Consider the following 16554-nt stretch of genomic DNA (forward strand, 5'->3'; position numbering starts at 1 on the left):
CTACTAACGGAAGAGCGACAGGATATTTTCGGAATTGGTGTTGGCGATGGACAGCGACTGGATGGCCAGCTGCTGCTGTGTCTGCAGTGCCTTGAGGCGGGTCGATTCCTCGTTCATGTCCGCATCGACGAGACGGCCGATACCGCTGTCGATCGAGTCCGTCAGCTTGGAGACGAATTCTTCCTGCATGCCGATGCGCATGGAGATGGAGCCGAGGTCGGCACTTGCGCTGGTGATTGCCTCCAGCGCCATGTCCGTCGCGCTGACCATGATGTCGAGTTCGTCATTATCCAGCTCGGTGATGTCGACGGTGTCCAGCGAAGCCGGCGCCCTCATCGTTTCATCAGGATCGACCGGCGTCAGGTCAACCGCCCAGGAGGAACCGCCGCCATCGCTCGTCGCAGCAACTTCCTGGCCGACGACGGTCGTAGCATCGACTGCCTTGACCCAGACGCCGTTGACGCTGACATAATCGCCATCGAGCGACGGCGTCGGCGGATCGGTGACTTCCGGAACGTGACCGGTAACCGAGGCATAATTGCCGTCGAACGTCGCGCCGGCTTCCAGCAGGCTGTCGAGCGTGAAGCTCCTGACGGTGTGCTGCTGGTCAACGCCGTTGACATTGACCGCCAGCGTCGTGGTGGCCGGAGCGACGTGGAAGACGCGGTCGAGAATTCCCAGTCCGCCGTCACCCTCATCGAAGAGGACAGTCGAGCCATCGAGCTGATATTCGATCTTCTTGACCGAAACGGAACCGTCTTCCGAGCGGATGAACGAGCCGACGACATTCTTGATGACCGGGCCGTCGGAAAGATCGGCCTGGAGCCAGTTTTCGCCGGAGAAGGATGCGGACGAAGAAATATCACGCAGCTGGGACTGCAGCTGGGCGATTTCTTCCTGGATCTTGGAACGGTCTACGCCTTCTTCGGTCGCCGCGACCATCTTGGCCTTGATCTCGGTGACGACGTCGACGACGGTCTCCATGGCCGAATAGGCGGTATCGACCTTGGCGGCGCCGAGGCCGAGAGCGTCCTGAACGGCAGAAAGCGCCATGTTGTCGGACCGCATCGTGGTCGCGATCGACCAGTAGGCGGCGTTATCGGATGCGGTGCCGACGCGCAGACCCGAGGACACGCGGCCCTGGGTGGTTTCCATCTTGTCGTCGATCTGGCGAAGCGTCTGCAGGGCGGCCATCGCCGCGGTATTGGTCAAAATGCTCGTCATGTTGATGCCCCTGAATTTGGCTGATGGGACAGTCCGGATCTAAAGCCGGAAACGACGGTCGGCGTAATGCCTGTTAACCTCTTTTTCGTCTTGGTTAACCCATCGTTGCGATGGCCCAAACTAGGAGTGATTTGGTTAACAAAGCTTAAACCGAATTTACCATTGTTAAGATCGAGCAAGAATTCTTACCGGAAAACGAAAAAGCCGCGCCCAAAGGCGCGGCTCGTAAATTTCGAAAAGAGCTTTTCGATTAACGGAAGAGCGACAGAACGCTTTCCGAAGCGCTGTTGGCGATCGACAGAGCCTGGACGGCCAGCTGCTGCTGCGTCTGCAGAGCCTTGAGGCGGGTCGATTCCTCGTTCATGTCGGCGTCGACGAGACGGCCAACACCAGAGTCAATCGAGTCGGTCAGCTTGTTGACGAACTCTTCCTGCAGGCCGATACGCATGGAGATCGAGCCGAGGTCGGCTGCTGCGCTGGTCATGTCGGTCAGAGCCGCGTCAACGCCCGAGATGAGAGCGTCGAGATCGACGTCAGCAGCGGTGATGTCGATTTCCGCGATCGAGGACGGTGCCGAAACGTCGTCCGCCGGAGTGGACTCCACATCGATGCCGTAAACCGTACCGTCTCCGGCAACGTGAACCGTTGCCTGGCCATCAGCCGGGGTCGCCGTTGCCTTAACCCAGAGATCGTCGCCAACCTGTACGAACGTCTCGTTGGCAGCAACTTCGCCGGCCGCGGCCTGCGCCGTGGCAAGACGTGTGGAGCCGACAACATTGCCGTCAGCATCTTCGACATCGCTGGTTTCGAACGTCGCGCCAGAAGCGATCAGTTCTTCCATCGAGAAGGCTGCAACTTCGTGGTTGCTCGTAACGCCGCCGACATTGACAGCAACTTCAACGCTCTTCTGCGAGACGTTGTAGGTGCGGTCCAGAATGCCGTTGTTGTTGCCCGATGTGTCGAACAGGACGTTGTTTGCGGTCAGGTTGTAGTTGACCTTCTTGACCGATACGTTGCCAGCATCGTCACGAACGAAGGAAGCGACGACGGACTTGCCGACTTCGGTATCAGCGGCGGTGATGTCGGCCTGCAGCCAGTTTTCGCCCGAGAAGGAGGCTGCTTCGGAGATCGAGGTCAGCTGGTCCTTGAGCTGGTCGATTTCTTCCTGGATCTTCGTCTTGTCGACGCCGTCTTCGGTGGCGGCTACGAGCTTGGCCTTGATTTCTTCAACGACGCTGATGGCCGATTCCATGGCGCCATAAGCGGTGTCAACCTTGGCGGCACCGAGGCCGAGGGCGTCCTGAACGGCCGAAAGGGCCATGTTGTCGGAGCGCATGGTGGTCGCGATCGACCAGTAAGCGGCGTTGTCGGACGCAGTACCGACGCGCTGGCCGGACGATACGCGAGCCTGGGTGGTTTCCATATCATTGCCAATACCACGGAGGGTCTGCAATGCGGACATGGCTGCGATGTTGGTCAGAATGCTAGTCATAGATGTTGCCCCTTGAACGGCTGATTAGAAAAGGGAACATTCGGTATTCACCGGAATAACGGCGCGCAGCATCATGCTTGTCAACCAGTTAATCGTTAAGGTTAACTCGCCGTTTCGATGAAAAAATGATTAGCCCGGGCATAGTTAACGAACACATAATCGCACAGCCAAAATCTTATAGTGCCGATTTTTCAAACAATTCTTTGCATCGCGCGCGTAACACATGAACATTAATAACAGATAAAAGCCGCACCCGTTTCCGGATGCGGCTTTTATTAACTTTTAGTAAACCCGGCGCGACGCGCCGGATCAGCTTCCGATTAACGGAAGAGCGACAGGACGTTCTGCGAGTCGGAGTTGGCGATCGACAGAGCCTGGATTGCGAGCTGCTGCTGCGTCTGCAGAGCCTTCAGGCGGGTCGACTCTTCGTTCATGTCGGCGTCGACGAGACGGCCTACGCCGGCGTCGATCGAGTCGGACAGCTTGGCTGCGAACTCGGTCTGCATGTCGATACGCGCGGAGAGCGAACCGAGCTGTGCAGCGGCGCTGGTCATGTCGGTCAGAGCCGCATCAACGCCCGAGATGAGAGCGTCGAGGTCAACGTCAGCAGCCGTGATGTCGATGTCTGCGATCGAGGACGGTGCCGAAACGTCGTCCGCCGGAGTGGAGGTGGTGTCGATGCCGTATGTCGTGCCGTCTGCGGCAACGTGTACGGTTTCCTGGTCATCAGCCGGTGCGTTCGTTGCCTTGACCCAGAGATCGTCGCCAACCTGTACGAAGGTGTCGTTGGCAGCAACTTCGCCGGCAGCCGACTGAGCAGTCGCAAGGCGCGTGGAGCCGACAACATTGCCGTCAGCATCTTCGACGTCGCTGGTTTCGAACGTCGCGCCGGAGGCGATCAGTTCTTCCATCGAGAAGGCAGCAACTTCGTACTTGGTCGAAACACCACCGGTGTTGACGGTGACTTCGGCGCTCTTCTGGGAGACGTTGTAGGTACGGTCCAGAATGCCGTTGTTGTTGCCCGAGGTGTCGAACAGAACATTGTCGGCCGTCAGGTTGTAGCCAACCTTCTTAACCGAAACGTTGCCGCTGTCGTCACGAACGAAAGAGGCGACGACGGACTTGGCGACTTCGGTGTCGGCGGCGGTGATGTCAGCCTGCAGCCAGTTCTCGCCAGAGAACGAAGCAGCGTCGGAGATCGCGGTCAGCTGGTCTTTCAGCTGGTTGATTTCTTCCTGGATCTTCGTCTTGTCGACGCCGTCTTCGGTGGCGGCTACAAGCTTGGACTTGATGGATTCGACGACCTTGATGGCCGATTCCATACCGGAATAAGCGGTGTCAACCTTGGCAGCGCCGAGGCCGAGGGCGTCCTGAACGGACGAAAGGGCAGCGTTGTCCGAGCGCATGGTGGTCGCGATCGACCAGTAAGCGGCGTTGTCCGAAGCGGTGCCAACCTTCAGGCCGGACGAAATGCGGCTCTGGGTGGATTCCATGTCGGAGGAGATAGAACGCAGGGTCGAGAGTGCGGCCATTGCGCTGTTGTTGGTCAGAATGCTCGTCATATTCGTTGTCCCTTTGAACGAAATACTATGTGGGGACATACCGGGTCAGCCGGGATGACCTTCCGGTCACGACAGTTCGGCCTCATGCCATTCGGTGCCGCATCTTAAGCAACCAGACCTGTCGTGTGAGAAGGAAAATCGCAGCCAAACCTTGCCAAGTCCTTTATATTACAACGAAGAAAAATTGAGCAGTTTCATATAGTTAATCATTCACTAGCGGATATGGTGAATGAACTTTTAAACGATGAACGCACCTCCGCATCACCGGCCAGCGCAAACGCAAGAAGGCCCGGACGAACGTCCAGGCCCTCATAGGAACGGAATTGCGGATATGAGATCGTCCAATGCAGTTCCGCCGAGATCGCGAAGCTGTCCTGCGGCCGGGACAGCCCTAATTGAACGAGCGGACCAGACTGCCGACCAACAGGTTCCAGCCGTCGATCAGGACGAAAAAGAGGATCTTGAAGGGCAGCGAGATAGAGGTCGGCGGCAACATCATCATACCCATCGCCATGGTGATGGCGGCAACGACCATGTCGATGACGAGAAAGGGCAGGATGATCAGGAAGCCGATCTCGAAGCCTCTGCGGATTTCCGACAGCATGAAGGCCGGCACCAGAACACGATAGTCGATCTGCTCCGGGGTGCCGACAGACTGGCCGCGCTCGCGGGCGATATCGACGAACAGCGACAGATCCTGATCGCGGGTATTGGCAGACATGAAGGCGCGGAAGGGCTCGGCGATACGCTGCACGGCTTCGGCTTCCGTCACCTGGTTCTGCAGCATCGGCTGAACGCCTTCGTTCCAGGCGCGGTCGAATGTCGGAGACATGACGTAGAAGGTCATGAACAGCGCCATCGAGACGAGGATCATGTTCGACGGGGCGGAGGCCAGGCCCATGCCCGAGCGCAGGATCGAGAAGGCGATGACGAAGCGCGGAAAGCTCGTCACCATGATGAGGATGCCGGGCGCGACCGACAGCACGGTCAACAGGCCGAAGGTGCGGATGATCCATGCCGCCGCCGAACCGTCGACCGGAATATTCAGGAGGTCGGCCGGCGATTGCTGCGCCAGCGCTGCGCCGGGTATCGCCAGCATGGCGAGGAACACGAAAAGCAATCGAATCATGGGACCACGGAAGTTGCGAGCATCGGCACCGATAAGCGCCGATGCTTGGCGGGCGTCAACCGCGGATCGTCCGGCGACCATGGTCATGAACAACAAAGCGCGTGAACGCCGCCACGCCGGGCAGCGACTGCGCTTTCTGCGGCCGTCGGCGGACTACTCGATGACGAAGGTGCGGACCATGACGCGCGCGACCTTGCCCTGCGAGCGCAGTGAAGCGCGCTCCTGGATATCGTCGCGCAGATACTGGAAGCCGCGCGGGCCTTCGATCTGTTGCAGCGAGACGGTGCGCATATAGGCCAGAATGTCCTGGTGGACGCTTTCGGCGACCGGCAGCTCGGGCGGACCGTTGAAGGCGAGTGCCACTTCCAGCCTTACCCAGTTGTCGGAAGGATAGGCCAGATTGGTGGTGATCGGCTCCAAAAGTACAACGCCGTTTGCCGGCGTCGCGATGGGCGGGATGCCGGCTTCCTCGCCGCCCGCCTGCTCGCCTTCGGCGGCAGCGGTTTCCGCCGGCGCCGGCAGCTTCGGTGCGATCATTCCGCCGACGACCCAGCCGCCGCCGGCGCCGACCAGTGTCAGGATCGCGATGCCGCCGATCAACAGCATCGGCGATGCCTTCTTCGCCTTGCCTTCGCCGTCTACCGATTCATCCGCCATGATGCCTGTCCCTTCTCTTCACGCGCTTAGAAGGGCGAATACAGGTCGACGACCTGCTGGCCGACCGGCGGCTGCTGGATCTCCATCAGACGGCCGCGGCCACCGTAGGAGATACGCGCCTCGGCGATCTTGTCATAGGAGATGGTGTTCAACGAATCGACATCCTGAGGACGCACGATACCGGCGACGTTCAGGATGCGGATTTCGTGATTGACGCGCACTTCCTGCGAACCGCTGATCAGTAGGTTGCCGTTTTCAAGGATACCGGAAACGACCGCTGCGACCAGCAGGTTCAGGGTTTCCGAGCGCTTGATCGATCCGTCGCTGTTGGTCTCGGTGCTCGACTGGGTTCCCATGTCAGCCGAGGTGCCCGTATCCGTGCTGAAGCCGAGGAAGTTCTGGATACCGGCGCGCCAGGTCAGGCTCGTCGTATTGTCGCGGCTGCGCTCCGTCTCGTTGTCGAAATTGGCGCGGTCGTTGATGCGGATATTGACCGTCAGGATGTCGCCGACGTTGAGCGCGCGCGCGTCCTTGAAGAGGGCTGCCTGATTGTCGCTCCACAGCGAGTAACCGTTGGCCATGTGGCGCGGCTGCTTCGGATAGAAAGACATCTGCGGCGTCTGCGCATATTGCAGGCCGCTGCCGATCGGGCTCATCGACGGCGCGTTGCCGATTTCCCTGACGGTCTGGCTCTGGCAGCCGGCCAGGAAGAGGACAGCCAGGAGTGCTGGAGCGCGTTTCGTCATGACGGTGCTTTCGGGGATTGATTGGTCTTGGACGTGTTCGGATCGGAAGCGCTGGAGATGATCATGGCGATCAGCCCCGCCTTTTCGGGATCCATTTCACTGAGAAACAGGGCAGACTGGCGGGCCGGCAGCTGCATGATGATGGCGGCGGCAATCTGGGTGTTCATCTCTTGCAGCTGCGGCGCTGCGGCATCGGGCTTCATCGTCTTGAACATGTCGACGAGACCGGCCTGCGCGCGCGCAAGGAAATCGTTGCGGCGCTTCAGCCAGTCCTGGTACTCGGCCGTGCGATCTTCCAGAACCTTCATGCGGCTATCGACATCGGCCTGCAGCTTCTCAAGCTCCTGGCGCTGCATCAGATAGCGCTGGTCGCGGGCCGCGTCGGCGATGTTGGTGCAAAAGGTCTGGATCTCGCCCTCGCCTGCCGCAGCGGCCGTCACCGGCTGCTGCTGGGCGTTGACCTGAGGAACCAGCATGATCAGGCCACCGGCGACGAGCAGGCGGCGCGCCAGCTTGCGCGAAAGCGTGATGGTGAGGAATGCGTCGGTCATTGCAGCACGAGCTCCGCTTGAAGTGCACCGGCAGACTTGATGCCCTGCAGGATGGCGATGATGCCGTCCGGCTTGACGCCGATGCTGTTGAGGCCGGCAACGAGGGTACGCAGGTCAGGTCCGTTGAGGATCGCCACCTGTCCGCCGTCCCGCATCGCCATGATGTCGGTCATCGGCTCGACGGCGGTTTCGCCACGCGAGAACGGCTCCGGCTGAACGACCTGCGGGGTCTCCGTCACCTGCACCGTCAGCGTGCCGTAGCTGACGGCGACGCGCGAGACCTTGACGTCGGCGCCGATGACGATCGTGCCGGTGCGTTCGTTGACGACGACCTTGGCCGGCGTGTCGGTCTCGACGGCGAGGTTTTCGATGTCCGCCATGAGGCGGGTCAGATCCGCGGTGCGCGGCTTCTGGATGACGACTTCCTGGCTGTCGCGCGCCTCGGCGATCGGCGCACCGTAGCGCTGCGAGGCATAGGCGTTGACCCTGTCGGCAATGCGCACCGAGGTGGAGAAATCCGGGTTGCGAAGCTGGAGCACCAGATTGACGCCGTCCTTGAACTTCGATGGCAGCTCGCGCTCGATGATCGCACCGTTCGGCACGCGGCCGGCGGTCGTCACGCCTTCGGTCAGCGTCGCCGCCTGCCCTTGCGCGGAAAAGCCGGAGACGATCAGCGAGCCTTGCGCCACCGCATAGATCTGGCCGTCCGCACCGGTCAGCGAAGTCATGACCAGCGTGCCGCCGCGCAGCGAGGTCGCGTCGCCCATGGAGGAGACGTTGACATCCATGCGGCTGCCTGGGCTGGCGAAGGGCGGCAGGTTGGCGGTGACCATGACGGCCGCGACGTTTCTCGCGTTCGACTGGCTGCCCTGGGTCGAAATGCCGAGGTTCTGCAGCATGGCGCGCATGGACTGGTCGGTGAAGGGCGATGAGCGCAGGCTGTCGCCCGTGCCCTGCAGGCCAACGACCAGACCGTAACCGATCAGCTGGTTATCGCGGCCGGCCTGGAGCGAGGCGATATCCTTGATACGGGCGATATCAGCCGCCGTAGCCTGCGCGGCAAGCGTCAGGCCAGCGATGACGATGGCTGCAAGGAGGGCATACAATTTCATTTCGCCATTACCTGTATCGTTCCGTCAGCCATGACGGTGCCGTTCACGATCGTGCCGGAATCGGTGTTGCGGACGCGGATGACATCGCCGACCAGGGCGTCTTCCAGCGGCGTGCCGCCGGCGGAAATGGTCATGGACCCCATGGTGAAGGTAAGCCGGATCGGCGTGCCGCGCTTGACCGCATAGGGCTCGCGCAGCGAGGCAAGCGTGATGGTGCGGCCGGGAAGAAGCGTGCGTTTGCTGACGAGGCCATTCACTTCCGAAATCGTGCGGGCGTAACCGCCCGCAAGGTTCGGGTTGGTCACGTCGACTTCTTCCAGCCGCGAGGCGGAAATCGTCTCGCCCGGATAGATGATCTGGGTCGGCACCACGGCGGTTCCCATATCCGCCGCCACGGGCGAGCCCGTGACAGCCAGGGACAAGCCAAGCCACAGGGCCGCAAAGCCCTTCTTCATCGCATTCTTCCGGCCAAACCTCATGTCTGCCTCTCCCTTAGCCTTACCTCAGGTTCTTGCTGACGATCGATGCCATTTCGTCGGCGGTGGTGATCACCTTGGAATTCATCTCGTAGGCGCGCTGCGCCGAGATCAGGTTGGTGATTTCCTTGACCGGGTCGACGTTGGAGGATTCCAGATAGCCCTGCTTCAGATAACCGAAGCCCGGATCTTCGGGCACCGCGACGATGGCATCGCCCGATGCAAGCGTCTGGCCGAACAGGTTGTCGCCGAGCGGCTGAAGGCCGGCCTCGTTGACGAAGTTTGCAATCGTCAGCTGGCCGACTTCCTGGAACTCCGTTTCGTTGCCGATGCGCACCATGACCTGGCCGGTACGGCTGATCTGGGTTTCGCTGGCATCCGCCGGGATGGTGATGTTCGGCACGACCGCATAACCGTCGATGGTGACGAGCTGGCCGTCGGCATTCTGGTTGAAGGCGCCGGCGCGGCTATAAAGCGTCGTGCCGTCCGGCGTCTGGATCTGGAACCAGCCGCGGCCGATCAGGGCGACGTCGAGCGGGTTCTCGGTCTGCGTCAGCTCACCCTGGGTGTGGATGTTGCGGACGGCCGAGGTCTGCACGCCGAGACCGATATTGGCGCCTTCGGGCACGATCGCCTGGTTGGCGCGGTTCGGCACGCCCTGGGCGCGCTCGCTCTGGTACAGAAGGTCGGTGAATTCCGCACGGGCTCGCTTGTAGCCCGTGGTGTTGATGTTTGCGATGTTGTTCGCGATGACCTCGAGATTGGTCTGCTGGGCATCCATGCCCGTTGCTGCGACGGCAAGCGCTCTCATGTCTTGGTCTCCAGGTCCTAGATCTGCATTTTCGAGATTTCGAGATAGGCGTTGACCACCTTGTCCCGGAATGCCACGGCGGTCTGCAGGCTCTGCTGCGCTTCAAGCACGGCGTCGACCACTTCGCGGGTGTTGGCCTTGCCCTGAATGCCCTGGAAGGACATGGCTTCGGCGCCCTTGATGCTGTTGACGGTATCGTTCGCCATGTTGCCGAGGATTTCGGCGAAGTTCATGCCGGTGTTCTGGCCCGGCGTATTCGCCATGGAGCCGACGGAGCCTGCGCCGAATGTCGAATTCGACGTGGAGGAAATGCCGTCGAGCCCCTTGGAGAAGGACAGCGCGCTGACGTTGGTTATCTTGTCGATCATTGGCCGCTGCTCTTCAGGAGGTCGATCGTGGCTGCAAGCAGCTCACGGGTCTGCTTGATGGTCTGGAGGTTGGCGTCGTAGGAGCGGTTGGCTTCCCGCATGTCCGCCATCTCGATCAGCATGTTGACGTTGGGCATCTTGACCATGCCCCGCTCGTCGGCGGCCGGATGATCCGGGTCGAATTCCTCGACGAACTTGGTCTGATCGACGCCAATCTTCCTCACGCCCACCAGATCCACACCGTTTGCGCGGTCGAGCTCCTCACCGAACGTGATCAGCTTGCGGCGATAGGGATCGGCGCCCGGCGTATCGCCGGTGGAACGAGCGTTGGCGATGTTTTCGGAAACGATGCGCAGGCGGGTTGCCTGGGCTTCAAGACCGGAACCTGCGATCTTGGAAGCGGCTGAAAGCGGATCCATGCTTTATCTCCTTACGGTCAACAACATCATGCTGTGAAACGACTTCACAAGGCCGGTCGAGAGCTCGTACTGGCGCTTGATCTCACCGGTCTTGCTCAGTTCCTGAGACAGGGACACGGTGTTGCCCGATTCCTGGATGCCGATCTCGTTGTTGAGATCAGCCTCCCGGATATCGATATCTTCGCTCAAGTCGTTGGAAGCGAAGTGGGCAGAGTTGGTGCGTGCCATGGGCACGTGGGTCTGATCGAGGACCGCCTGGAATGGCGTGATGTCCTTGGACTTGAACTGCGGAGTGTTAGCGTTCGCGATGTTGCTGGCAACGACCTCCTGCCTCACGGACAGCCATTCGGCCTGCCGGGATGCGAGATTGAACAGCTGAATCGGTTGCATAGGCTTCTCTCCATCATCTGAGGTGAACCTATGCCAACAAGCTTGCGTCGGACTGGACTTGGAGCGTTTCCTTGTTAAATCGAAACGCGCTAAAGGCCGTTTGCCGCCTGTTCGTGATAAATGTCGCCGGTCGAGGTGATCACCACCCATTTGCCGTTTCGCTGCTCCAGCGTGGCAAGCTTGCTGTTGTCCGGGAGGATCGAGCCGATGCGCACCATATACATGCCGGCAGCGTCCTCGATCAGCGCACGGCCGTTGGCCACATGCAGGAGGCGGAAGTCGCCCTTGCCCGGCATCGGCTGCTGGGTCACCGGCGCGCCATCGCGCTCCTCACCGATCGACGAGACGGTTGCGGTGGTGATCCGGTCGATGGGATCGGCGAGCAGCATGTCATCCCTGGTGCGATCGATCATCGCCATCGGCGATACGCTCAGGACCTGGCGACCCGGCAGTGGCGGAAGATCCCTGGTGAGGCTCGCCGTATCGGACGACAGGCCGAATTTATCGGCGTTGAGAAAAACATACCACGGGAAAACCGCCGAAGCGGCCGCGAGCGTGATACCGGCTGCTGCAAGCATCTTGTCGAAGAAGCGCGACGTCTCCGGCGATGCGGAGACCGTCGCTGTTTTTCTGGACCATCTCATGACCGTTTACCTTCTTGCTATCGCCGATGGCGGCTGCCCCTGCCCGGCTGCGGCGCGCAGGGCGTTGGCAAGGTCCGCATAGGCGTCCTCGGCAGGCTTTTCGCCCGGCGTCTGTTTGAGAACTTCATAGATGACCGGCACCTGCTTGATCGCCATGTCGAGATCCGGGTCGCTGCCGGCGCGGTAGCCGCCGATGAGGCGCAGGTCACGCGTTTCCTCATAGCGGTGAACCAGCGCCTTCAGGCGCGAAACGAGCTTGAACTGGTCGTCCGTCCAGGCCTTGCGGGCGAGACGGGAGATCGAGGCCAGCGGATTGATCGGCGGGTAGCGCCCCTCCTCCGCCAACGAGCGTTCCATGACGATGTGGCCGTCGAGAATACCGCGGGTACTGTCGGCGATCGGGTCGTTGTGATTGTCGCCATCGACGAGGATGGAGATGATCGCCGTGATCGTGCCGTCACCTTCCATGCCGGGACCGGCGCGTTCCAGAAGCCGAGGCATTTCGGTGAAGACGGAGGCCGGATATCCGCGGGCGATCGGCGGCTCGCCGGATGCGACCGCGACCTCACGGATCGCATGGGCGAAGCGGGTGACGCTGTCGATGATGAACAGGACGTTCTCGCCCTTGTCGCGGAAGTGCTCGGCGATGGTCACGCCGACAAGCGGCGCCATCTTGCGCAGCATCGGGCTTTCATCGCTGGTTGCCACGACGACGATCGATTTGGCCATGTTGTCACCGAGCGTATCCTCGATGAATTCGCGCACTTCGCGGCCACGTTCGCCGACCAGCGAGATGACGACCTTGTCGAAGGCATCGGCGCGCGCGAGCATCGACAGAAGCGTCGACTTGCCGACGCCGGAGCCGGCGAAGATGCCGAGACGCTGGCCGAGGCAGAGCGGCGAGAAGATATCGATGGCGCGAACACCGGTCTTGAAACCGGTTTCGACGCGGCTGCGGCTCATAGACGGCGGCGCGGTGGTGTTGATCGGGCGGGCTTCCAGGCCCTGGGCGAGTTCGCCCTTGCCGTCGATCGGCGTGCAGAGCGAGCTGATGGTGCGGCCGCACCAGCTGTCGTCGGGCGCCACGCGAAAGGCGCCCTGGCGGATGACGGTGTCGCCGATCGCGATCGGATCACCCGGCTCGATCGGGCAGACATAGATCAGCTCCGGCTCGACGCGGGTGACTTCGCCAAGGTTCAGGCCCTTGGCGGTGCGGTGACCGACGAAATCGCCGAGGCAGACATGCTTGGACAGGCCTGCGACCGTGTAGTGGCCGGCCGCGATCGTGCGGACATGGCCGCCATGGGCGATCGACACGGACGGATCGACATAACGGCCGGCGAGGCCCGCAAGCTGACTGAGCCTGCTGCCTGCAAGCGCCTGATTGATGGCGGCATCTGCCACTTGGATCTCCATCATCCGCTACTGGCGTCAGGTATTGGAGCCGCCGAGGACGCGGATGGCGTCGTCGAGGGCCGATTCACTGTCGCGCATCAGGGACGACATGCCTTCGAAGGCGCGGTTGACCTGGATGAGCTGGGTCATTTCGCGGATACCGTTGACGTTGGAGCCTTCGACATACCCTTGAACGATGGACGTATTCATCGCATCGACGACCGGCTGCGGTTCATCGACCGGGATCACGCCCGAGTTGTCGTAACGGGTGAAACCTTGCGAGATATCCGCGGTAAACAGACCGATCTGACCGACGATCTGATTGTTCTGGCGAATGGTGCCATCGGCACTGACCGACGGCGGTCCGGCGGCGCCGTTCAGCACGATCGGCGCGCCGCCGGCATCAAGGATCGGGAAGCCGCGGGTCGACAGGAGCTGGCCGCCTTCGTCCATGGTCACGCGACCGTCACGCGTCAGAACCTGGCCGGCCGGCGTATCAATCGCGAACCACGCATCGCCCTTGACGGCGAAATCGAGCGGGTTGCCGGTCTGCTGCAGCTCGCCGGTGCGGGTCGACAGATAATCGTTGCCCTGGGTGACGAAGGCAACCTTGGCACCGATCTCGTTCTGGGTCTTGGTCAGGACCTCATCGAATTTCACCTCGGTGGACCGGAAGCCAACCGTGTTCATGTTGGCCATGTTGTCGGCGATCGTGTTGAGACGACGCTCCAGGGCGATCTGGGACGAGATACCGACATAAAGTCCGGACTGCATATCATTTGCCTCCGAGTTTCAGATTGTTGATGGAGATCAGAAGATCTGTAGAAATGCCGCTCGAAGACGGCGCGAAGAGATTAAGCGTGGTGTCGACGGTGGAGGCGTTTTCCAGCTCCCACATGGCGGTGAAGCGCTCGAGGAACTTGCCGACCTTCTTCGGGTCCTGGAAATCCTCGATGTCGATGATGTCCTCGATATACTGAGCCTGGCGGTCGATGTCGGACCCCATGATCTCGTCCGGCATCTGGAACGCCGTGCGCACGACCTGCGACAGCGCATCATCGGCAAGGATTTCCATGCCCGACTTGATCGTCGGCGCGGTCCGCTCGAAGTAGAGCGCCAGACGGACACCCATGTTCTCCGAGCCGGCGTCTTCCTCCAGCTTCTGCCGCTCGAACATATTCATCACGCCGCTCTGGGCGCTGTCGAATGAGGTGGCGGCCGCGCCAAAGGCGGCGAAATTCAGCGATTTTGCGAGGGTCGCGTAACGGTTGTCGGACAACTGATTGGCGAACGCATCCTTGTCGTCGACGCCTTCCGTCAGGACCTTGCGGATAAAGGCCTTGGCATAGGCCATGTCCTCCAATCCATGCGCCTTCAACGCGAACGCATAGATGCGCTCGTCGGCCATGAAGTCATCGACCGATTTGATGTTTCCGATGTTGGCGCGGTAATATTCCGTCTCGCGGGCGACTTCCGGCTGCTCGGCGACGCGCGCCAGCGACTTCGACAGATCACGGCTGATCATCTCGTAGCTGGTAAATGTAGTGATCACGGGATTGCCTTGGTTCCGGGTGGCGCGACAGAACGGATGATCTGTTCATGAGGCGGCAAACTATGGCGGAAGACTTGCGCGAACCTGTTGGAAAAAAACGCAGGATCGGGCCAGCCTCACGCAAGCCAAGCGCCGTATTTCCGAGGCTAATGAAACGATCAGCGTAGGTACGTCATGAACATCATAATCGGACTGGTCATCACCGTCGGCTGTATTCTGGGTGGCTTCATGGCCATGGGCGGCCATGTTGATGTCCTCATGCAGCCGTTCGAGCTGTTGATCATCGGTGGCGCCGGCCTCGGCGGCTTCATCATGGCCAACCCGATGAAGGTGGTGAAGGATTCCGGCAAGGCGATCGGCGAGGCATTCAAGAACGCCGTGCCGAAGGAGCGCGACTATCTCGACGTGCTCGGCTGCCTGTATTCGCTGATGCGTGACCTCAGGACCAAGTCGCGCAACGAGATCGAAGCGCATATCGACAATCCGGAGGAATCCTCGATCTTCCAGGCCGCTCCGACGGTTCTGAAGAACAAGGAGCTGACCGCGTTCATCTGTGACTATGTGCGCCTGATCATCATCGGCAACGCCCGCAGCCACGAGATCGAGGCGCTGATGGACGAAGAGCTGGAAACCATGCATGGCGACCGGATGAAGCCCTATCACGCGCTGACCGTGATGAGCGACGCCTTCCCCGCCATCGGCATCGTCGCCGCCGTTCTCGGCGTCATCAAGGCCATGGGCTACATCAACGAATCGCCGGAAGTGCTCGGTGGTCTGATCGGCTCGGCGCTTGTCGGCACCATGCTCGGCATCTTCCTTTCCTACAGCGTATTCGCGCCGCTGACCTCGCAGGTGAAGTTCGTCCGCAACAAGCAGCACCGCCTCTACATCATCGTCAAGCAGACGCTGCTTGCCTACATGAACGGCTCTGTGCCGCAGGTGGCGCTGGAATACGGCCGCAAGACCATCACCAGCAAGGACCGTCCGTCGATCGATTCGGTCGAGCAGGAAATGATGAACCCCGGCGGTGAGAAGGCAGCGTAAGATGACCACGAGCGGCGCCAGCGCACCCAATCCCGGCATGAACCATGCCCTGCTCGCCAAGCTGACCGGCGGTCTGGGCGACAAGGCGACGGTGGAGAAGATCGCGGCCGATTTCGGACTGCTCTACACCGAATTCCTGCCCGACGTGTTCAACAGCGAGACCGGGATCGGCATCACCGTTTCCTATTCCGGCTGCAAATCCGGCCTGATGAGCGACCTGATCGTCGATCTCGGCGACACGTTCGCGCTGGCCGACGGCAGCTTGCGCAACTGGTCGCCGAATTTCGTGCTCGCCTGCGGCAACGGTTTCGTCATCTCGCTGATGGAACTGATGCTTGGCGCCGACCCGAAGACCATCCACGCGCCGATCGAGCGGCCGCTTTCGGATATCGAGCTCGACCTCGCAACCACGGTGTTCGACAAGATCGGCAGCGTGCTGCGCTCCGGCATCAATGCAGAGGGCGGGTTCGAAAGCGTGCTGGAGAAGCCGCATAATTTCGAAGACCGGACCAAGCCGGATGCGCTCATCGCGCCGGAATTCGGCGTTGCCATTCGCTTCGCTCTGGAGATCGCCTCGGTCAAGTCGGAATTCGCGGTCGTCATCCCGCAGCGTGCCTTCCTCAAGACCGCGGTCGTGCTGCCGCGTCCGGCCGGACAGCTTTCACCTGCCAAGCAGGACTGGGCCGATCGGATGAACGAGCAGGTGCGCCGCTCGCAGGTGACGCTGGAGGCAAAGATCCGCCTGCAGAGCCTGACGCTCGGCGTCATTTCCAAGCTTGCCGCGGGCGACGTCATCGCCTTCCAGGACAAGGGAGATGTTCAGGTTCAGGTCAGTGCGAACGGCAAGGACATGTATTCGTGCGAATTCGGGCGGTCCGGCGAACGCTATACAGTTCGCGTAAAGGATAACATGAGCACCGACGACGAAATTCTAAGACATCTGATAGGTTAAATTTCAGGCTGACGTTTTCCTGCCCAAGGC

General features: G+C 60.9%; 19 protein-coding genes. 2 read left to right on the forward strand and 17 right to left on the reverse strand.

The genetic code is table 11. From position 1 onward, the window contains the following. Window positions 1-3 precede the first annotated feature (3 nt). The 17 genes from AC0JZ4_RS02380 to AC0JZ4_RS02460 form a co-directional block, all read right to left on the reverse strand. Window positions 4-1224: a flagellin N-terminal helical domain-containing protein gene (locus AC0JZ4_RS02380; RefSeq protein ID WP_471884859.1), complete on the reverse strand. Its 1221-nt coding sequence runs from the start codon at window positions 1222-1224 to the stop codon at window positions 4-6. Window positions 1225-1474: 250 nt separating this feature from the next. Further along, window positions 1475-2716, reverse strand: coding sequence for a flagellin N-terminal helical domain-containing protein (locus AC0JZ4_RS02385; protein ID WP_471884860.1), 1242 nt, complete (start codon window positions 2714-2716; stop codon window positions 1475-1477). 320 nt (window positions 2717-3036) lie between these two features. Then, complete coding sequence (locus AC0JZ4_RS02390) at window positions 3037-4278, reverse strand: flagellin N-terminal helical domain-containing protein (protein ID WP_471884861.1); 1242 nt, start codon at window positions 4276-4278, stop codon at window positions 3037-3039. A gap of 391 nt (window positions 4279-4669) precedes the next feature. Further along, window positions 4670-5407 (reverse strand): flagellar type III secretion system pore protein FliP, encoded by a 738-nt coding sequence (gene fliP / locus AC0JZ4_RS02395; protein ID WP_471884862.1) that lies wholly within the window; start codon window positions 5405-5407, stop codon window positions 4670-4672. Window positions 5408-5560: 153 nt separating this feature from the next. Next, on the reverse strand, window positions 5561-6064 hold the full coding sequence (locus AC0JZ4_RS02400; RefSeq protein ID WP_471884863.1) for a flagellar basal body-associated FliL family protein: 504 nt from the start codon (window positions 6062-6064) through the stop codon (window positions 5561-5563). Between the two features lie 26 nt (window positions 6065-6090). Further along, the gene (flgH, locus tag AC0JZ4_RS02405; protein WP_471884864.1) at window positions 6091-6810 is read right to left on the reverse strand and encodes a flagellar basal body L-ring protein FlgH; all 720 of its coding nucleotides are present in this window, start codon (window positions 6808-6810) and stop codon (window positions 6091-6093) included. After that, entirely contained in the window at window positions 6807-7361 is a 555-nt protein-coding gene (locus AC0JZ4_RS02410; protein ID WP_471884865.1) for a MotE family protein, read from the reverse strand. The genes flgH and AC0JZ4_RS02410 overlap by 4 nt, the downstream gene beginning before the upstream one ends. Beyond that, window positions 7358-8473 (reverse strand): flagellar basal body P-ring protein FlgI, encoded by a 1116-nt coding sequence (locus AC0JZ4_RS02415; RefSeq protein ID WP_471884866.1) that lies wholly within the window; start codon window positions 8471-8473, stop codon window positions 7358-7360. The genes AC0JZ4_RS02410 and AC0JZ4_RS02415 overlap by 4 nt, the downstream gene beginning before the upstream one ends. Then, window positions 8470-8952 (reverse strand): flagellar basal body P-ring formation chaperone FlgA, encoded by a 483-nt coding sequence (flgA, locus tag AC0JZ4_RS02420; protein WP_471884867.1) that lies wholly within the window; start codon window positions 8950-8952, stop codon window positions 8470-8472. Before flgA ends, AC0JZ4_RS02415 begins: the two co-directional genes overlap by 4 nt. Before the next feature lie 19 nt (window positions 8953-8971). After that, the gene (flgG, locus tag AC0JZ4_RS02425; protein ID WP_471884868.1) at window positions 8972-9760 is read right to left on the reverse strand and encodes a flagellar basal-body rod protein FlgG; all 789 of its coding nucleotides are present in this window, start codon (window positions 9758-9760) and stop codon (window positions 8972-8974) included. A gap of 17 nt (window positions 9761-9777) precedes the next feature. Further along, entirely contained in the window at window positions 9778-10128 is a 351-nt protein-coding gene (fliE, locus tag AC0JZ4_RS02430; protein WP_471884869.1) for a flagellar hook-basal body complex protein FliE, read from the reverse strand. After that, window positions 10125-10547 (reverse strand): flagellar basal body rod protein FlgC, encoded by a 423-nt coding sequence (gene flgC / locus AC0JZ4_RS02435; protein WP_471884870.1) that lies wholly within the window; start codon window positions 10545-10547, stop codon window positions 10125-10127. The genes fliE and flgC overlap by 4 nt, the downstream gene beginning before the upstream one ends. Before the next feature lie 3 nt (window positions 10548-10550). Beyond that, window positions 10551-10937: a flagellar basal body rod protein FlgB gene (gene flgB / locus AC0JZ4_RS02440; protein WP_471884871.1), complete on the reverse strand. Its 387-nt coding sequence runs from the start codon at window positions 10935-10937 to the stop codon at window positions 10551-10553. A gap of 89 nt (window positions 10938-11026) precedes the next feature. Next, window positions 11027-11581, reverse strand: coding sequence for a flagellar protein (locus AC0JZ4_RS02445; RefSeq protein WP_471884872.1), 555 nt, complete (start codon window positions 11579-11581; stop codon window positions 11027-11029). A gap of 6 nt (window positions 11582-11587) precedes the next feature. Further along, entirely contained in the window at window positions 11588-12997 is a 1410-nt protein-coding gene (gene fliI, locus AC0JZ4_RS02450; protein ID WP_471884873.1) for a flagellar protein export ATPase FliI, read from the reverse strand. A 15-nt stretch (window positions 12998-13012) separates the two neighbouring features. Beyond that, the gene (gene flgF / locus AC0JZ4_RS02455) at window positions 13013-13750 is read right to left on the reverse strand and encodes a flagellar basal-body rod protein FlgF (protein WP_471884874.1); all 738 of its coding nucleotides are present in this window, start codon (window positions 13748-13750) and stop codon (window positions 13013-13015) included. Between the two features lies 1 nt (window position 13751). Beyond that, window positions 13752-14528: a DUF1217 domain-containing protein gene (locus AC0JZ4_RS02460; protein ID WP_471884875.1), complete on the reverse strand. Its 777-nt coding sequence runs from the start codon at window positions 14526-14528 to the stop codon at window positions 13752-13754. Between the two features lie 174 nt (window positions 14529-14702). On the opposite strand from AC0JZ4_RS02460, the gene motA reads away from it, so the two are divergent. Next, a complete protein-coding gene (gene motA / locus AC0JZ4_RS02465; protein WP_471884876.1) occupies window positions 14703-15572 on the forward strand; it encodes a flagellar motor stator protein MotA in 870 nt (289 codons plus the stop codon). A 1-nt stretch (window position 15573) separates the two neighbouring features. Next, complete coding sequence (locus tag AC0JZ4_RS02470; RefSeq protein ID WP_471884877.1) at window positions 15574-16524, forward strand: FliM/FliN family flagellar motor switch protein; 951 nt, start codon at window positions 15574-15576, stop codon at window positions 16522-16524. Window positions 16525-16554 lie beyond the last annotated feature (30 nt).

It is taken from the genome of [Rhizobium] kunmingense (assembly GCF_977018605.1).

Excerpts from the sequence above, each read along its gene's own strand:
- AC0JZ4_RS02380 (WP_471884859.1), bottom strand. The coding sequence starts at position 1,224 with ATGACGAGCATTTTGACCAATACCGCGGCGATGGCCGCCCTGCAGACG.
- AC0JZ4_RS02385 (WP_471884860.1), bottom strand. The coding sequence starts at position 2,716 with ATGACTAGCATTCTGACCAACATCGCAGCCATGTCCGCATTGCAGACC.
- AC0JZ4_RS02390 (WP_471884861.1), bottom strand. The coding sequence starts at position 4,278 with ATGACGAGCATTCTGACCAACAACAGCGCAATGGCCGCACTCTCGACC.
- fliP (WP_471884862.1), bottom strand. The coding sequence starts at position 5,407 with ATGATTCGATTGCTTTTCGTGTTCCTCGCCATGCTGGCGATACCCGGC.
- AC0JZ4_RS02400 (WP_471884863.1), bottom strand. The coding sequence starts at position 6,064 with ATGGCGGATGAATCGGTAGACGGCGAAGGCAAGGCGAAGAAGGCATCG.
- flgH (WP_471884864.1), bottom strand. The coding sequence starts at position 6,810 with ATGACGAAACGCGCTCCAGCACTCCTGGCTGTCCTCTTCCTGGCCGGC.
- AC0JZ4_RS02410 (WP_471884865.1), bottom strand. The coding sequence starts at position 7,361 with ATGACCGACGCATTCCTCACCATCACGCTTTCGCGCAAGCTGGCGCGC.
- AC0JZ4_RS02415 (WP_471884866.1), bottom strand. The coding sequence starts at position 8,473 with ATGAAATTGTATGCCCTCCTTGCAGCCATCGTCATCGCTGGCCTGACG.
- flgA (WP_471884867.1), bottom strand. The coding sequence starts at position 8,952 with ATGAGGTTTGGCCGGAAGAATGCGATGAAGAAGGGCTTTGCGGCCCTG.
- flgG (WP_471884868.1), bottom strand. The coding sequence starts at position 9,760 with ATGAGAGCGCTTGCCGTCGCAGCAACGGGCATGGATGCCCAGCAGACC.
- fliE (WP_471884869.1), bottom strand. The coding sequence starts at position 10,128 with ATGATCGACAAGATAACCAACGTCAGCGCGCTGTCCTTCTCCAAGGGG.
- flgC (WP_471884870.1), bottom strand. The coding sequence starts at position 10,547 with ATGGATCCGCTTTCAGCCGCTTCCAAGATCGCAGGTTCCGGTCTTGAA.
- flgB (WP_471884871.1), bottom strand. The coding sequence starts at position 10,937 with ATGCAACCGATTCAGCTGTTCAATCTCGCATCCCGGCAGGCCGAATGG.
- AC0JZ4_RS02445 (WP_471884872.1), bottom strand. The coding sequence starts at position 11,581 with ATGAGATGGTCCAGAAAAACAGCGACGGTCTCCGCATCGCCGGAGACG.
- fliI (WP_471884873.1), bottom strand. The coding sequence starts at position 12,997 with ATGGAGATCCAAGTGGCAGATGCCGCCATCAATCAGGCGCTTGCAGGC.
- flgF (WP_471884874.1), bottom strand. The coding sequence starts at position 13,750 with ATGCAGTCCGGACTTTATGTCGGTATCTCGTCCCAGATCGCCCTGGAG.
- motA (WP_471884876.1), top strand. The coding sequence starts at position 14,703 with ATGAACATCATAATCGGACTGGTCATCACCGTCGGCTGTATTCTGGGT.
- AC0JZ4_RS02470 (WP_471884877.1), top strand. The coding sequence starts at position 15,574 with ATGACCACGAGCGGCGCCAGCGCACCCAATCCCGGCATGAACCATGCC.